Consider the following 16,977-nt stretch of genomic DNA (forward strand, 5'->3'; position numbering starts at 1 on the left):
TGCCAAGCCACCGGTTTTGGGCATCAGTCCTGGCGATGAGCATGCCTGCGGCCACGCTTTTGATGGTGGAGGACGACCCGGAGATCAGCCGGCTCGTGAGTGATTTCATGCGCCGGGAAGGGTTCGAGATCGAGGTCGCCGCCACGGCGGCGGCGATGGATGCCGTGCTGCGGCGGCTGCGCCCCGATCTCATCATTCTCGACCTGATGCTGCCGGGAGAGGACGGGCTTTCGATCTGCCGCCGGCTGCGGGCGAGCGACGACATTCCCATCCTGATGCTGTCGGCCAAGAGCGACGAGATCGACCGCGTGGTCGGGCTGGAGCTCGGCGCCGATGACTATATGGTCAAGCCTTTCGGGCCACGCGAGCTTCTGGCCCGCGTGCGCGCGCTGTTGCGGCGTACCCAGGCGAGCCCGCCGCGAGACGCGAGCCGGCGTTTCGGTTTCGACCGCTTCGTGCTCGACGTTGATGCCCGCAGCATCGAGATCCCGGATGCGCAGGGCGCGCCGATCCAGCTGACCTCGGCGGAGTTCGACCTGCTCGCCTGCTTCGTGCAGCGGCCGCGGCGGGTGCTGAGCCGCGACCAGATCCTGGACTGGACGCGCGGCCGCTCCGCCGACCCGTTCGACCGCACCGTCGACATGCTGATCTCGCGGTTGCGGCGCAAGCTCGAGGCCGCAAGCCCGGGAACGAACCTGATCACCACCGTCCGCAACGGCGGATACCTGTTCACGGCGACGGTGAGGCCGGTGGCGTGATGATGCGGCTGACGCTTGCGATGCGTATCGGCCTCATCGTCATCATCGGCCTGTTGGCGATCTGGATCGTCACCCTGGCGCGGTTCTACCGCGCCCGTACCGCGGAGCTCGAAGGCGCGACGCCGCTGCCGATGCGGCTGGCCGCGCTCGCCGAGCTGATCGAGCGAACGCCCCGGACGGAGCGGGGCCGGGTCGTCGATGCCGTGTCCTCCGACCGCTTCGAGGTCCGGCTGGTCGGGGCCGACGCGGCGGCCCGGCTTCTGCGGACGGAGCCCGCGCCGGTCCGGTCCGGATTGCGCGAGGCCTATGCCGAGGCGCTCGGTGCGCGCCCGCTGGCCATCACCTCCGTGTCGGAGCCGGAGGGGCGGTGGTTTCCGCGGCTCTCGCGGGCGCCGCAGAATGCCCTGGAGTTCCGCATCGGCCTGAACGGCGGCGACGTGCTCGTCGTGGATTCGCGCTCGTCGCTGGTGTTGACCCAGCAGGGGTTGCCGATCGGACTCGGCGCGGGCCTGTTCGGAACGGTGGTCGCGCTGTTCGCGCTTCTCATCATGCAGCGCGAGACCCGGCCGCTGGCGCGCCTTGCCGCCGCCGTCGACCGGGTCGACCTCGGCGGAGCGGCGGTGCCACTGCCCGACGTCCGCCGCAACGCGCCCGAGGTGCGCGCCGTGGTCACGGCGTTCGGGCGGCTGCAGGACCGGCTCGCCGATCTGATGCAGGCGCGCATGGCGCTGGTCGGCGGCATTGCTCACGACGTCCGCACCTTCGCCACGCGGCTGCGGCTGCGTATCGACCAGATCCCGGACGACGCCGAGCGGCAGCGCGCCGTGGTCGATATCTCCGACATGATCCGTCTGCTCGACGACGCGCTGCTCGCGAGCCGGGCGGGGGCCGGCGAGCTGCCGCAGGAGCTCATCGCCTTCGACGAGCTGGTGCGGGCCGAGGTCGATGATCGCCGTGCGCACCGGGCGCGGGTGCGTCTCGACCATGCGGGCGATGGACGCGAGCTGCTGATGCTCGGTGACCGCGTCGCGCTGCGCCGGATCGTCGCCAACATCATCGACAACGCGCTCAAATATGGCGAGGCTGCGCATGTCTCGCTGCAACGCCAGCCGGAGCACGCCGTGCTGACGGTCGATGACGAAGGGCCCGGGATTCCCGGCGACCAGCGCAAGGCCATGCTTGAGCCGTTCACGCGCCTGGACACGTCGCGCAATCGTGGCACCGGAGGAGCCGGGCTCGGACTGGCGGTGGTGCGGACGCTGGTGGAGGCGCATCGTGGCAGCATCGAGATCACTGACGCGCCGCGCGGCGCCCGCATCGTCGTGCGGCTGCCGCTGTTTCTCGACGGGCCCGGCGATGTGCATTCCGATCTGACGTGATCGATGGCAGCGTGGTGATCGGAGCGCCGTCTTCAAGCGGTGGCAATTCGCCGTTCTTCCCGCAAAAGTTGAGATAACGACGTAGCGGGCGGGAAGGACGCGGCGGCTTGGTCTTCGCCTTACGCGACGTCGACGATGCGCCCGCTTGATGATCGCGTGGAGATTGTGATAGGTATTCGATGCATCCTCATTGCATCGCCACGCGGATTGAACTGGGCGCGGCGCCGATTTTGTAAACCCATCGTACCGAATGTCATTCAACCGCACGGGCCGCGCGGACCGCGGACTCGTGCGCCGATGGACGACGTCGTTCCGGCTCGCCCGGGCGAGAACGTCCGAGGTCAGGGCAGGATCATCGACATGGCAGCAAGAAAGACCCGCGTGGCGATATTGGGCGGCGGCATCGGCGCGTTGAGTGCGGCCTTTGCCTTGAGCGAGATCGATCCGCGCGGCGAGCTCTACGAGATCACCTTGTATCAGCTCGGCTGGCGTCTCGGAGGCAAGACCGCCAGCGGACGCAACGCCAAGCAGGGACAGCGCATCGAGGAGCATGGGCTGCATATCTGGGCCGGCTTCTACGAGAACGCCTTCACCATCCTGCGTGCCGCGCTGAAGGCACTGGATGCACCGCCGAGCGACCCGATCAGGACGATCGATGATGCCTTCAAGCGGCAGAACGAGATCTTCTACGCCGAGTATACCGACGGCCAATGGCTGCCCTGGCCATTCTGGTTTCAGCCGGATGTCGACGAATCGGTCTATCCCGGCCGGGATAGCCTGTGGGCGCCCGCCGACAACATCGTGCCACCGCTCTCGACCCTGCTGCTGCGGACCATCGCCAGCATCATCTTCAACCTGAACTACTATCTCGAGGATTGGCCGGGTGACCTGAATGCCGAACTGACGAAGGCGATCGCCGCCATGCCCGCCGAGCGGCAGGCCCGGCTGGCGGCGGTCCCGTCCAATGGCAAGGGCCATCCGCTGCTGCTGCTGGCTCACCGCGTCGGCGAAAAGCTGCACAGTGACGTCGAAGCGATCCGCCGCGATGCCCAGGGCGACATGGCGGCGCTTCTCCATGCGTTCCGCGGCATCGTCAAGGAGCACCAGAAGATCGATGGCCTCAAGGAAGGCCTGCGCCGGCTGTTGATCCTCGCCAATCTCGGCATCTGCATGCTGCTCGGCATCATCGAGAACGACTGCCTGACGGATGGGCTGGAGGTTCTCGACAGGTTCGAATTCCGCAGCTTTCTGGCGCAGCAGGATGAAGAGGCTGCCAACAACGCCATCGTGACCGCGCTCTATGAATACATCTTCGCCTTTCGCAGCGGCTCCCGCGAGCCGTCGGAGCAGCAGGTGTCGGCCTGCTCGGCCGTTCAGGGACTGCTGCGGCTGTTCTTCACCTACAAGGGGGCGTTCTTCTATAAGTCCGTCGTCGGCATGGGGGACACGATCTGCACCCCGATCTACCAGCTGCTGGCGCGGCGCGGCGTGAACTTCAAGTTCTTCCACAAGGTCACGAGCCTCGAGCCGACCGAGGACGGTAGCAACATCGCGATCATCAACATCGACAAGCAGGTCGAGTTCGTCGATGGCAAATATGATCCGCTGGTCCTGGTGAAGAACTACTGGTGCTGGCCGTCCGAGCCCAAATGGAAGGAGATCGAGAACGGTGAGTACTACGCGCTGAAGGGCTATAATTTCGAGAACGCCTATGGTCCTCCCAACCCGCCGCAGCCGCCTCCGGCGGCGCGGCTCAGCCTGCAGCTCGGCCAGGATTTCGACCAGGTGGTGCTGGGCATCGCGGTCGGCGCACTCGATGAGATCTGCCGGCCCTTGGTGCAGCAGAAGCCGGCCTGGGCCGACATGGTCGGCAATCTCCCAACCGTGCGCACCATGGCGCTGCAGCTCTGGCTCGACTGCCCGGTCGGGGATCTCGGCGGCCCCTATGTGGCGCCTGGACCGTCGCTGGAGACGATGGGGCCGATCGTCACCACCTGCAAGCCGCCGCTGGACACCTATTCCGACATGTCGCAATTGCTGCCGGCCGAGGACTGGCCGGCGCCGGGGCCGCGCTCGATCGCCTATTATTGTGCCATCATGAGCGACAAGAGCGCGCCGGACAATGAGGAATTGGCGGCGGACTATGTGAAAAACGCATCGAAGGACTGGATGACGTCCTGGCTCGATACGTTGTGGACGAACATCGGCAGCGGCAGCACGTTCCGCTGGGATCTGCTGCACGCGCCGAGCGACATCAGCGGATCGGCGCGGCTCGATTTCCAGTTCTGGCGCGCCAACATCAATCCGAGCGAACGCTATGTGCTGAGCCTGCCGGGCACGCTGCGGCACCGGATGGAGCCCGGCAAGTCCGGCTACGACAATCTCTTCCTCGCCGGCGACTGGACCCGTGTGCCTGAGATCAACGCCGGATGCGTGGAGGTCGCGGCGATGTCCGGCCTTGCCGCGGCGTCGGCGCTGTCGGGCGTCTACATTCCGATCGTCTCCACCAGCCCTGAGCCGTACATCACCAACGCCTATGTCGACTACGCCGGATGGATCACGCTTCCGCCGGCGCCCTATCTCTGCAACGACTCGACCTTCTACGGCTTCGCCGTGCCGGCCGACCTCGGTGCCTGCCAGCGATTCCTCGACCGCTCCTTCAACCGCGTCGCGGGCCGCGACCAGTTCCGCGTGATGCTGGACATGGCGTTCGTCAACGTCATCCAGGTGCGCAAGAGCCAGGCCGCGACGCCGCCATTCGCGGAGCAGGGGACGATGTCCGAGACCGATATCGGGCTGTGGCTCCTGGTCGGCAGCTATGAGCGGGGTGCCCTGCTGCCGAAATCGATCGGCTTCGTGCCTGCCTATCTGTTCGTCGACAATGCCTGGTCGGTGGTTGCGGGGCAGGAGGTCTGGGGCTTTCCCAAATATCACGCGACCATCGTCCAGCCGGCCAGCGCGCCATCGAACGACCCGTTCGACGTCTCGGGGCTGGCGATTGCCTGCTACGGGCCGGATGCCCATGCCTGCCAGCAGCGCGTCATCCGAATCGAAGGCACGGACGGATCGCCCCCGACCGCGACCGCGGTGGCCTCGCCGGCGGATGCGTTCCGGCGGCTCTGTGCCGGAGCCGACGACGAGCGGCTGAAGCAGGTGACGACCGGGCCCGGCATGGCGTCGTTCCTGGGCGGCGTCTGGGGCCTGCCGATTCCCGTGTTCTATCTCAAGCAGGCGCGGTCGGCGGACAGTCTCACCGCGGCGAGCTACAAGACGCTGTTGAACGGCGCGCTTGACCTGACGGCGCTGCGCAGCTGGCAACTGCAATCGGGCAACTGGACGATCGAGATGAGCGCGCTCGACAGCCTGCCGTTCATTCGCGACCTCGGGCTCGGCACGCCCGTCGACGGCAAGCTCGTCCTGACCGCGACCACGCGCATCTGGGCCGAGATCGACTTCACCGTCGCGACGGCCACCCCCATGGCCTGAACAGGTCGTCACGCCGATTGTCGCCTCGGCGCGTCATCATCGACGGCGGCGAGCCGCGCCGCCGCCCGGCGCAGGAACGCCGCCGCGCCCTGCGCCTCGGCCACCGTGACGGCCTCGCGCAGCGCGGCCGTCACCTGGCCCGGCGCATGATCCGGAACGGCGGCCAGGATCTCGGCGCGCCGCCGATGCAGCGGCGACAGGAAATAGCCGTCGCCATAGCGCCGCGCGGCGTCGATCGCCGCATCGATCGTCTGCATCGCCTCGGCCGTGTTGCCGACGATCAGTTGCAGGCCGGCGACCTCGCCGAGATAGAAGCAGGAGAAATGCATCATGCCGAGCGTCTGGAACGCCGGCAGCGCCTCGCACGCCGCCGCCAGCGCCTCGTCTGGATTCCTGCCGAGATGGCCGCGGGCGTGCGCCTGCAGGCTGCCCGCCACCAGCTGATAGAGCGGATAGCCATGGTCGCGGCAGATGGTCAGGGCTTCCTCGGTGGCGAGGAGGACATCCTCGTAGTCGCCGCGTGCGAGCTGATAGAAGGCGAGCCACGACAGCGCCCAGGCGAGGTCGAACGGACGTCCGAGCCGGCGCGCATGCGCGATGAGATCGCTGGCGACCGCGGCCGCACCAGCGTCGTCGCCCATCGCATGCAGCACCTGCAGCAGCGAGGCCTGGGCGGCGACCAGCGGATCCTGCGAGGACAGTTGCGGCAGCCGCGCGCCGTCCGACGCCTGATAGAGCTGCACCGCGGCGGCCAGCAGCCGGCGCGCGGCGGGGAGGTCGCCTCTGGCGAAGAGAATGTAGCCCAACGCAACGCCGCTCTCGATGCGATGCTCGGGAAGGCCGGTCTGCTCGCCGATTCCCAGGCACAGATGCGCCATCTCCTCGGCACCATCGAGATCGCCCGCGATGATCAGGAAACTGCAGATGCCGCGCAGCACGGCGAACAGGCCGGCGGTGTTGCCGAGCGCGTCGCAGATCGCCCGTGCCTCGGACAGCGCCTTGCCGACCTCGGGGACGGTGTAGCCGCGCGAGGCGGCGAGGCTGACGGCAAGCCCGATCAGGAGCTCGAGCTCCAAGTCGGCGCGCTCGCCGTCGGCGGATTGATGACGCAGCAGGTCGAGCGCCGTTTGCAGATGTCGCGCCGCTTCGACATGCGCGGCGCGCGAGGCGGCGCGCCGGCCCGCGGCCGCCCATAGCGGGATCGCTTCGGCGATCGCGCCGCTCTCGGTGAAATGGTAGGCCAGCAACTCCGGCTCGGTGTCCCGCGTCTCGGGAAAGCGATCGCGCAGCACCGCGGCGATCCTGCCATGCAATGTCTGGCGTTCGCGCCGGAGCAGGGACTCGTAGGCGGCGTCGCGGATCAACGCGTGCTTGAACGTGTAGAGGCCGTCGGGCGGCGCGCCGCTGCTCTCCACGAGGCCGGACTTGACGAGCTGATCCAGGCTCTCGCCGAGCCTGGCTTCGGGCTCCGCCACGATGGCCGACAACAGATCGTAGCTGAAGCGGCGGCCGATGGCGGCACCGAGATTGGCAATCCGGCGCGCCGGCCCCAATCGGTCGAGCCGCGCCACCAGGGAGTCCTGCAGCGAGGCGGGAATGGCCACGCTCGCATGGCCGTCCCGCGCGGGCGCCGCGGAGGCTTCGACGACGTACTTCGCCAGCTCTTCCAGGAATAGCGGAATGCCTTCGCCACGGCTGACGATCTGGCGCAGCGTCGCTGCCGGCAGCGCGGCCGAGGCGGCCACATGGCTGCAGATCCGCTCGGCGTCGCCGTGACTCAATCGCCCAAGCGGGAGCCGCGTGACCTGCGGGCTCGCGGCCCAGGGCGGCTCATATTCGAGCCGGGCCGTGACCACGATCAGCCAGCGGCGTTGTGCGGCGCGCCGGATCGCCCGATCGAGCAGCTCGAGCGTGGTCGTGTCGCTCCAATGCGCGTCTTCCAGCACCAGCAGCGCGGGCCCGGTCGGCACCATCATGTCGATCAGCCGGAGCAGCGTCTCCCGCGTGACTTCCGAGCGCTTCTCGACGGTCATCGTCTGCAGCGGACTGTCCGGCTCGGGAGCGACGCCCAGGATATCGGCGAGCACGGCGCGCGCCGTGGCGTCGCCGACGCCGTGCGCGTTCATGAAGCGATCGAGCTTGTCGCGACGCGTCGCTGCGCCGTCGGAGCGGTCGAAGCCGGCGATGAGCGCGAGCTGCTCCGAGATCGGATACAGCACGCTGTCACAACGGGTAGGGCTGCAGTGCCAGATCATCTGGAGCTGGGAGACGTCGGCCACGCGCCGACGCAGCTCCTCGACCAGCCGCGACTTGCCGATGCCCGGCTCGCCATGGAGCAGCACCACCTGTCCGCTGCCGAACCGCGCCGCCGCCCAGCAATCGAACAGACGCGCCAGCTCCTGGTCGCGCCCGACCAGGGGGGAGCTTTCGCCGCGAATGCGGGCGTGGAAACGGCTCGCGACGGCGGCTTCCTCCAGCACCTCGAACGCCTCGACCGGTGCGGCGAATCCCTTCAGCGCGAACGTGCCGAGATCGCGGAAGTCGAACATGCCGCGCGCGATGCGCTCGGTGGTCCGGGCCACGACGATGCTGTCGGGGGCGGCGATCGATTGCAGCCGCGCCGCCAGATTCGGCGTCTCGCCGACGATGTCGACCGGGCGGCCGTCGGCGCGGGGCATGAGGTCGCTGACCACGACGAGGCCGGTGGCGATGCCGATGCGCAGGCGCAGCTTCTGTCCATGCGGGGCCTCGAGCCGGCCGACGGCGTCGCGCAGCGCGATGGCGGCGCGGATCGCGGTGGCTGCATCGTCTTCCCCCGCGCGCGGATAGCCGAAATAGGCGAGCACGCCGTCGCCGGCATATTGCGTGATGGCGCCGCCATGGTGGCCGATGACGTTTTCGCAGGTCGTCAGGAAGGCGTCGATGACGCTGGTCATATCTTCCGGATCGAGCCTGACGGTGAGCGAGACGGAGCCGACGAGATCGCAGATCAGCGCCGTGACCTGCCGCCGCTCGGCCCGATGCATGCCGAGCAGGCGCGAGCTCGTCGTCGTATCGGATGACGGCTGTCGCAACGCCCCACCACACCCGCCGCAGACGTCCGAGCCCGGTGGATTGGGCCGACCACAGGTTTCACAATCCATCTGCGTTCGGGCTCCCGGACACGACTACGGAATGCGAATGAGCGCGAAGCGCGGAGCTTGCGATGAGGGCGCGATCGCGGCGCCCGTATCGACCGACGTCGCGCGCCGAGCGCGAAGCATCGGTTTGCGGTACTGGCATTTCGAGTGCGACCAGGACCGGCTGATCATGTTCAACTCATAGCGCATTCGTGGCAGAGTAGCAACGGTGCCGGATTGCTCGCGGTCGCTCCGGGGAGGGGGGAACGATGTCGGACGGCTCCCTCGGGTGTCCTCGATGCCGGCGGGACCGTTCAAGCCTGCGACGATTTGACATCAATGTGGAAGCATCAGGCCGCCTCGCTTGCGGAAAGGCGCGCATGATCGCGCGATCCCGCGGCGGATGGCCCGTCCGGGTGATGCGTCGTGAGGCCCTCGGAAAGCGTGAGGGCGCAGGGAAGGCCGGACCTCGACTGAGGCCCGTGGCCCGCCTGCGAAAAAAATGCAGGCGGCAGGTACCACAGGTCAGCCGGAAACCCGGCCCTCCCTGCGCGATGGTTGAACGGCTGCTTCGCGTTCTCCCTGGTGCGCCGGGCTTTCTGGCCACCATCCCCACGCGAAGCCAGGGCCTCGACGTGAGTTGATATCAGCATCGGGATATCAGGACCGCGCGACTTGACCGTGCGTGGCGAATTGTTCGTCGGCGCGAGCAACCCGCGCTGCAATCCACCACGCCCACCGCTCCCCGCCTCGCATGTCGTGACGACCGCGATACGCCCCTCAGCTCGAGACGGGATGTAGGAATAGAACCATGATTTTCGGAAAAACGAAAGAGAAATATTTTCGGCGCGGGGACTGGACAGGCCAAATCAGCTTGATCGCGCAGCGGAAATCAGTTTCTCGGCGCATCGAGCATCCAACGATTGCGCCGCCCGTCCGAACCTCGGGATTTGCTGGTCCGACGCTGACGCGTCGTCCTGGACCGACAAGGAGGACGACCGAGACGGCTGGCTGCGCCTCGCCGTCACGGCCAGTCGGCGAAGTTAAGGATGGCCCGTGACTGGCCTTTGGTCCGCTGCGACGAAACGCCCTTGCGCCACGCGCCCGGTGATTGGCCGGTGTGCCTGACGAAGAAGCGGTTGAAATAGGCGCTGTCCTTGAAGCCGAGCGCGAAGGCGATCTGCTTGATCGTCGCGGTGGTGGTTTCGAGCCGGGTCGCCGCCTCCTGAATGACGCGTTGCTGAATCAGCGCGCTCGGTGACCGCTGCAGCACCCGGGTGCACAGCGCGTGCAGGCGATCCGGCGTCACGCCGAGCAACGCAGCGTAGTCGGCGACCCGCAGTTGCTGATGAAAGCGTTCCTCGACGAGCCGGCGAAAGCGGCTCAGGATCTCGGCGCTGGAGCCCTGCGCCTCGCCGGCGCTGTCGTCGGCAAACAGCCGCCAGAAGCGCAGCACGCACAGGGTCAGCTCCGATGACGTGATCGAGGCCGCGCCGCGCCGTGACGGATTTTCGATCTCGGCTGCGATCGCCGCCATCGAGCGCGCGATGACCGCGGCGAACTCGGCCGTGACCGAGAAGGCCAGGACGGCCTCGGTGCCTGCGAGGTCGAGATAGGCGGGCTCGGCGGAGGAGGGCAGGTGGCGGTGCCAGAGCCCGGAGCGCAGCCGCAGGAGATGGCCGGCCGAGCCGGCCGCGACGTCGAGATGCTCGGCCTCTCCCGCTGGCAGCCAGACCAGCGCCGGACCGGACCAGGTCTGGATTTCGTCATCGGCGAAGCGCGCCGAGGCCGTTCCGGCGGTCAGGCAGAGCAGGTGGACGAACGGCCGCGCGGCATCCGAGCGCAGGGCCCAGCGCCGTGCCTCGAAATGCGTGGGAATGGCTTCGGCGCCGAGCGCTGCCGGGGTGCCGCGAGCCACCGGCGGCAGCGTCCGAGGCGCGGCATTACGCGCAGTCGTCGCCCCAGAAAAGTGCACTCTTTTGCCGAAACTGTCCATTGCGCCACCCAAGCCTGCGGTGTTTCCCTCGTCAAGTCCCGACGACCGCAAACAAAAAACCGCGGACGACGCCGGGGCAGAGGAACGTCACCGATTCACCCGCGCGGTCCGCGCGCGTGAACATGGGAGGAGGACAAGGACATGACTTCGACCAACCGTCGTCAGGTGCTACGGATCGCGGGAGCGGCGGCGATCGCAGCCGGCTTTGCCGTATCGGCCGCGCAGGCCCAGACACAGGACAAGATCCGCATCGGCTACGCGATCTCGAAGACCGGCCCCTATGCCGGCGGCGCCGGCATCACCACGCTGCCGAACTATCAGCTCTGGGTGAAGGACGTGAACGCGGCCGGCGGCATCAAGCTCGGCGACAAGCGGCTGCCGGTCGAGATCGTCGAATATGACGACCGCAGCTCGTCGGAAGAGGCGGTGAAGGCGATCGAGCGCCTCGCCAACCAGGACAAGGTCGACTTCATCCTGCCGCCCTGGGGCACCGGTCTCAACCTCGCGGTCGGTCCGACCTTGAACCGGCTCGGCTATCCGCATCTCGCGGTGACGTCGGTGACCGACAAGGCGCCAGAGCTCGCCAAGCGCTGGGCCAATGCCACCTTCTGGCTCGGCACGTCGGCGCAGATCTCCAACGGGCTCGCCGAGCTGCTCGGCAAGCTGAAGAGCGAGGGCAAGATCGGCGGCACCGTCGCGATGGTCAGCGTCGCCGATCAGTTCGGCATCGAGCTGGCCGCCGCCGGGCGCGAGGCCTTCAAGAAGGCCGGACTGACCGTCGCCTACGACAAGACCTATCCGATGGGCTCGCAGGATCTGCAGCCGCTGCTCAAGGATGCGATCGCGAGCAAAGCCGATGCCTTCGTCGCCTTCAGCTATCCGCCGGATACGATCGGGCTGACCGAGCAGGCGCAACTGCTCAAGTACAATCCGAAGGTCTTCTATGTCGGCGTCGGCACGGCGTTCCCGCTGTTCAAGGGCAAGTTCGGCGCGGGCAGCGACGGCGTGATGGGCATCGGCGGCTGGAACGCCGACGCGCCCGCGCTCAAGGATTATCTCGCCCGCCACAAGGCGGCGACCGGGCAGGAGCCGGATCGCTGGGCGAGCCCGATCACCTATGCCAGCCTGCAGGTGCTGCAGCAGGCGATCGAGAAGGTCGGCAAGGTCGACCGTACCGCGGTCGCCAAGGAGATCCGCGAGGGCTCTTTCGACACCATCATCGGCAAGGTGAAGCTGAAGGACGGCCTGCTGCAGGAGGTCTGGAGCGTCGGCCAGTGGCAGAACGGCGAGTTCTACGCCCTGGCGCCGGCCTCGCTGCCCGGCGCACGCGCCGCGGTCGTGCCGAAGCCCGAGTGGAAATAGCCGGAACGAGGTCGTGAGCTTGCGGACGCGCGTCAATGCGCGCGTCCGCGGGCCTCGCGCAAGAGGCACCATCCCATGCTGCTGTTCGACATCCTGCTGCCCGGTCTGGTGCTGGGGGGCATGTATGCCCTGATCGCGCTCGGCCTGACGCTGCAATATGGCGTGGCGCGCATCATGAACCTGTCCTATGGCGAGTCGCTGGTCGCGGCCGCGTTCGGCACGCTGTCGCTCTATTCCGGCCTGCAACTGAGTCCGCTGCTGGCGCTGCTGCTCGCGATGCCCGCCGCGGGACTGCTGAACTGGCTGCTCTACAGGCTGTTGCTGCAGCGCCTGATCCGCCGCGGCAAGGACGCCGGTGCCCAGGAGGTCGACAGCATCCTCGTCACCTTCGGCGTGCTGTTCGTGATCCAGGGCATCATGCTGGTCGCTTTTGGCGGGCAGTATTACAGCTACAGCTATCTCTCCATTCCCGTGACGGTGCTCGGCTCGACGCTCGCGGTGAACCGGCTGGTGGCGCTCGGTTTCGCCGCGCTGATCGGCACCGGCGTCTATCTCGCGCTGACGCGGACGAGGATCGGTACGGCCGTGCGTGCCGTCGCGGTCGATGCCAATGCCGCGCGGCTCGTCGGCATTGATGTCGCTTGGCTCGCAGGACTGGCGTTTGCGTTCGGTGGTGGACTGGTCGCCGCCGGCGGGGTGCTCGTCAGCATGTTCCTCACCTTCAACGCCTCGATGGGCGTCGTCTTCACGATGAAGGCGCTGGTGGTCGTGATCATGGGGGGCGTCGGCAATGTCATGGGCGCGCTGGCCGCAGGGCTGCTGCTCGGCGTCGTCGAGACCGCGGTGGCGCGGCTGGTCGATCCCGGGCTGACCTTGGCCGCGACGTTTGCGATGTTTCTCGCCGTGCTGCTGATCCGGCCGACCGGACTGTTCGGAAAGGCGGCGTCGTGATCAGCCCTGGCAAGATTCTCGCCTGGTGCATCGGGCTCGTCGGCGTTGCCGCAGCGGTCACGCTGCCGCTCTATGCCAACGGCTACTATCTCGCGCTCGGCATCAGCATTCTCTATTTCACCGTGCTGGCAACCGCCTGGGCCATGTTTTCCGGACCGACCCGCTACGTCTCGCTGGCGACGGCTGCGTTCTTCGGCATCGGCGCCTATACGGCGGCGGCGACGGGCGAGACGCTGAGCTGGCCGCTGCAACTGATGACCGCTGCGGGTGTCGGCGCCGTCGTCGCGGCCATCACCGGCCTGTCGACGCTGCGGCTGTCCGGCATCTACTTCATCATCTTCTCGTTCGGCCTGGCCGAGCTGATCCGCCAGCTCGTGATCTGGTACGAGGTCAACATCCACAAATCGGTCGGCCGCTATTTGTTCAGCGACATCACCCAGGAGATGCTGTACTGGCAGCTCTGCGCGCTGACGGCGCTGGTCTTCCTCACGGGCTTTCTGCTGACGCGCTCGCGCTATGGCCTCGCGCTGCGCGCGATCGGCGCCGACGAGACCGCCGCGCGCCATTCCGGCATCGATGCGACGGCGGTGAAGCTCGGGGTCTTCATCCTCAGCGCGATGTTCATGTCGGTGACCGGCGCGATCATGGCGCCGCGCTGGACCTATATCGATCCGGCGATCGCCTTCAATCCGATGATCTCGTTCCAGGTCGTGATCATGGCGCTGCTCGGCGGCGCCGGCTCGCTGATCGGCCCGGTGCTCGGCGTCATCCCGCTGGTGCTGCTGTTCGAGGTGCTGACAGCCGCGCTGCCGAACCATTTCAGCATCGTGCTCGGCCTCGTCTTCATCGGCATCGTGATGGCGCTCCCGAAGGGCGTGATCGGGGTGGTCGATCGGGTCTGGCGGCGCGAGCCCAAGGTCGCCGGCGCCAAGCCGGAGCAGGGCGGAACGCTGCTCATCGCCGAGACCGTCGGCAAATCCTTCGGCGGCCTGCGCGCCGTCGACAAGGTCAGTCTCGACGTCCGCGCCGGCGAGATCCTCGGCGTCATCGGTCCCAACGGCTCCGGCAAGACGACGCTGCTCAACATGCTCTCTGGCGCGCTGGTGCCGTCGGACGGCACCATCCGCTTCGACGGCACCGTCATCAACGGCATGGCCGCCCACCGGATCGCGCGGCTCGGGCTTGCCCGCACCTTCCAGTTGGTGCGGGTGATGCCGGACCTGACGGTCGCCGAGAATGTCGCGGCGGCGGCGGTGTTCCGCACGCGCCAGACCGGTGCGGCCGCGGAATCGATCCATGAGCTGCTCGCCCTGGTCGGCCTCGATGGCATGGCGGAGATGCTGGCGGGCGATCTCACTTACATCGACCAGAAGCGGCTGGAGCTCGCCCGCGCGCTGGCGTTGCATCCGCGTGTTGTGCTGCTCGACGAATGGCTGGCCGGGCTCAATCCGACCGAGCTCGAGACCGGCATCGGGCTGATCGCCTCCCTGCGCGACCGCGGCATCACCATCGTGATGGTCGAGCACGTGATGGATGCGATCCGCGCGCTGTGCGACCGCTGCGTCGTGATGAGCGCCGGCAACGTGATCGCGCGCGGCACGCCGGGCGAGGTGCTCGCCGATCCCACCGTGATCACGGCCTATCTCGGAGAGCCCGATGCTTGAGATCACGCGGCTGTCGCATGCCTATGGCAAGCACCAGGCGCTCACCGACGTCGCGCTCGAGGTCGCGCGCGGCGAGATCGTCGCCATCCTCGGCGCCAATGGCGCCGGCAAGTCGACCCTGCTGAAGGCGATCGCGGGACTGATCCGGCCGTCGCCCGGGGCCGTGATCCGGCTCGGCGGGACGGACATCGCCTCGCTCGCGCCGCATCTGATCGTCGAGCGCGGCATCGCGCTGGTGCCGGAAGGCCGCGGCGTCTTCGGCGATCTCACCGTCGCCGAGAACCTCCAGCTCGGCGCCTATCCGGCGCGCGCCCGCGACGGCGAGGCCGCGCGGCTCGCGCACGTGCTGCAACTGTTTCCGCGCCTTACCGAGCGCATGAGCCAGGCCGTGAGGACCATGAGCGGCGGCGAGCAGCAGATGGTCGCGATCGGCCGCGCGCTGATGTCGCGGCCCGAGCTGCTGCTGCTCGACGAGCCGTCGCTCGGACTGTCGCCGCTCTTGAGCCGCGAGGTGTTCCGGGCGCTCAAGACGATCCGCGGCGACGGCGTCGGCATCCTGATGGTCGAGCAGAACGCGCGCGCCAGCCTGGACATCGCCGACCGCGTCTACCTGATCGAGCAGGGGCGCAATGCCGGCGAAGGCGCGGCGTCCGAGATGAAGAACAATCCCGACATCCAGCGCGCCTATCTCGGCCAGTCGCGCGCGCCGAAATCTCCAGCAACCTCCAGCGAATCCGGGAGTCTTCCATGAACGCGATCAATCTCCTGATTGGCGGCAAGGATCAGTCCGCCGCCAATCAGCGCACCTTCCAGCGCCTCAATCCGATCAGCGGCGAGATCGCAACCATCGTCGCGGCGGCGTCGATCGACGACGCGCTGCGCGCCGCCGATGCCGCCGCGGCGGCGTTTCCGGCGTGGTCCCGGCTCGGCCCTGGCGAACGCCGCAAGCGGCTCAATGCGGCAGCCGATGCGCTGGCGCGCAATGCACCGGAGTTCGTCGCGCTGATGATGGCCGAGACCGGCGCCACCGCGGGCTGGGCCGGCTTCAACGTGCATCTCGCCGAGGGCATGCTGCGCGAGGCCGCGGCGATGACGACGCAGATCGCGGGCGAGGTGATTCCGACCGACGTGCCCGACAACATCGCGCTGGCGCATCGCCAGCCGGTCGGCGTCGTGCTCGGCATCGCGCCGTGGAATGCGCCGGTCATCCTCGGTGTCCGCTCGGTGGCGATGCCGCTCGCCTGCGGCAACACCGTGGTGCTGAAGGCCTCGGAGATGAGCCCGGGCGTGCATCGGCTGATCGGCGCGTGCCTGGCCGAAGGTGGTCTCGGCGACGGCGTCGTCAATGTCGTGACCAACGCGCCCGAGGATGCGCAGGCCGTGGTCGAGGCGCTGATCGCCCATCCCGCGATCCGCCGCGTCAACTTCACCGGCTCGACCCGCGTCGGCCGTCTCATCGCCATGGCCTGTGCCAGGCAATTGAAGCGCGCGCTGCTCGAGCTCGGCGGCAAGGCGCCGCTGGTCATTCTCGACGACGCCGATCTCGACGCCGCGGTGAATGCCGCCGCGTTCGGCGCCTTCATGAACCAGGGCCAGATCTGCATGTCGACCGAGCGCATCGTGGTCGACGACAAGGTGGCGGATGCATTCGTCGCGAAGTTCGCCGCCAAGGCCAACAGCCTGCCTTACGGAGATCCGCGCAAGGGCGACGTGGTGCTGGGCTCGCTGGTCAGCGCCGCCGCCTGCGACCGTGTCGGCGGCCTGATCGAGGACGCGGTGGCCAAGGGCGCGGTGCTGGCGGCCGGCGGCCGCGGCAGCGGCACGATCATGCCCGCGACCATCGTCGATCACGTCACGCCGGCGATGCGCATCTATGGCGAGGAGAGTTTTGGTCCCGTCGTCACCGTCGTGCGCGTCAGCGGCGTCGACGAGGCCGTGCGCGTCGCCAACGACACCGAATATGGCCTGTCGTCGGCGGTGTTCGGCCGCGACATCGCTCGCGCGATCGCTGTCGCCAAGCGGATCGAATCCGGCATCTGCCACGTCAACGCGCCGACGGTGCATGACGAGCCGCAGATGCCGTTCGGCGGCGTCAAGGCCTCCGGCTATGGCCGCTTCGGCGGCAAGGCCGCGATCGACGAGTTCACCGAGCTGCGCTGGATCACGGTGCAGACCGGCGAGCGGCACTACCCATTCTGAGGCGGGAACTCATCCGTGGCCCGGCTCTGGCGCATCGTCGGATGCAGCCGGAGCCGGTTGCAT

General features: G+C 68.0%; 10 protein-coding genes. 8 read left to right on the top strand and 2 right to left on the bottom strand.

All coding sequences use genetic code 11. The features are described from left to right. Positions 1–35: 35 nt before the first annotated feature. The 3 genes from QW845_RS18130 to QW845_RS18140 all read left to right on the top strand — a co-directional run bounded on the left by QW845_RS18130 (position 36) and on the right by QW845_RS18140 (position 5,623). Positions 36–758, top strand: coding sequence for a response regulator transcription factor (locus QW845_RS18130; RefSeq protein ID WP_315802927.1), 723 nt, complete (start codon positions 36–38; stop codon positions 756–758). After that, positions 758–2,137, top strand: a complete 1,380-nt coding sequence (locus tag QW845_RS18135; protein ID WP_315803160.1) for an ATP-binding protein — start codon at positions 758–760, stop codon at positions 2,135–2,137. Before QW845_RS18130 ends, QW845_RS18135 begins: the two co-directional genes overlap by 1 nt. 360 nt (positions 2,138–2,497) lie before the next feature. Further along, complete coding sequence (locus QW845_RS18140) at positions 2,498–5,623, top strand: NAD(P)-binding protein (protein WP_315802928.1); 3,126 nt, start codon at positions 2,498–2,500, stop codon at positions 5,621–5,623. 8 nt (positions 5,624–5,631) lie between these two features. Here QW845_RS18140 and QW845_RS18145 read toward each other — a convergent pair whose 3' ends face one another. Both QW845_RS18145 and QW845_RS18150 read right to left on the bottom strand, forming a co-directional pair. After that, positions 5,632–8,697 (bottom strand): ATP-binding protein, encoded by a 3,066-nt coding sequence (locus QW845_RS18145; RefSeq protein ID WP_315802929.1) that lies wholly within the window; start codon positions 8,695–8,697, stop codon positions 5,632–5,634. Between the two features lie 1,069 nt (positions 8,698–9,766). After that, the gene (locus QW845_RS18150; protein ID WP_315802930.1) at positions 9,767–10,660 is read right to left on the bottom strand and encodes a helix-turn-helix domain-containing protein; all 894 of its coding nucleotides are present in this window, start codon (positions 10,658–10,660) and stop codon (positions 9,767–9,769) included. 219 nt (positions 10,661–10,879) lie between these two features. Between QW845_RS18150 and QW845_RS18155 the strand changes: the two genes are divergently transcribed. From QW845_RS18155 to QW845_RS18175, 5 genes are all read left to right on the top strand, one after another. Beyond that, a complete protein-coding gene (locus QW845_RS18155; protein ID WP_315802931.1) occupies positions 10,880–12,100 on the top strand; it encodes an amino acid ABC transporter substrate-binding protein in 1,221 nt (406 codons plus the stop codon). Between the two features lie 75 nt (positions 12,101–12,175). Further along, the gene (locus QW845_RS18160; protein WP_315752511.1) at positions 12,176–13,051 is read left to right on the top strand and encodes a branched-chain amino acid ABC transporter permease; all 876 of its coding nucleotides are present in this window, start codon (positions 12,176–12,178) and stop codon (positions 13,049–13,051) included. Further along, the gene (locus QW845_RS18165) at positions 13,048–14,715 is read left to right on the top strand and encodes a branched-chain amino acid ABC transporter ATP-binding protein/permease (RefSeq protein WP_315802932.1); all 1,668 of its coding nucleotides are present in this window, start codon (positions 13,048–13,050) and stop codon (positions 14,713–14,715) included. Before QW845_RS18160 ends, QW845_RS18165 begins: the two co-directional genes overlap by 4 nt. After that, the gene (locus QW845_RS18170; RefSeq protein WP_315802933.1) at positions 14,708–15,466 is read left to right on the top strand and encodes an ABC transporter ATP-binding protein; all 759 of its coding nucleotides are present in this window, start codon (positions 14,708–14,710) and stop codon (positions 15,464–15,466) included. Before QW845_RS18165 ends, QW845_RS18170 begins: the two co-directional genes overlap by 8 nt. Continuing rightward, complete coding sequence (locus QW845_RS18175) at positions 15,463–16,914, top strand: aldehyde dehydrogenase (RefSeq protein WP_315802934.1); 1,452 nt, start codon at positions 15,463–15,465, stop codon at positions 16,912–16,914. The genes QW845_RS18170 and QW845_RS18175 overlap by 4 nt, the downstream gene beginning before the upstream one ends. Positions 16,915–16,977: the final 63 nt, after the last annotated feature.

The sequence above is a fragment of the Bradyrhizobium sp. SZCCHNS3002 genome (assembly GCF_032377435.1).
GTDB lineage: Bacteria > Pseudomonadota > Alphaproteobacteria > Rhizobiales > Xanthobacteraceae > Bradyrhizobium.

Bases quoted from the DNA above. Each gene is read 5' to 3' on its own strand.
- QW845_RS18130 (WP_315802927.1), top strand. From the start codon at position 36: ATGAGCATGCCTGCGGCCACGCTTTTGATGGTGGAGGACGACCCGGAG.
- QW845_RS18135 (WP_315803160.1), top strand. From the start codon at position 758: ATGATGCGGCTGACGCTTGCGATGCGTATCGGCCTCATCGTCATCATC.
- QW845_RS18140 (WP_315802928.1), top strand. From the start codon at position 2,498: ATGGCAGCAAGAAAGACCCGCGTGGCGATATTGGGCGGCGGCATCGGC.
- QW845_RS18155 (WP_315802931.1), top strand. From the start codon at position 10,880: ATGACTTCGACCAACCGTCGTCAGGTGCTACGGATCGCGGGAGCGGCG.
- QW845_RS18160 (WP_315752511.1), top strand. From the start codon at position 12,176: ATGCTGCTGTTCGACATCCTGCTGCCCGGTCTGGTGCTGGGGGGCATG.
- QW845_RS18170 (WP_315802933.1), top strand. From the start codon at position 14,708: ATGCTTGAGATCACGCGGCTGTCGCATGCCTATGGCAAGCACCAGGCG.
- QW845_RS18175 (WP_315802934.1), top strand. From the start codon at position 15,463: ATGAACGCGATCAATCTCCTGATTGGCGGCAAGGATCAGTCCGCCGCC.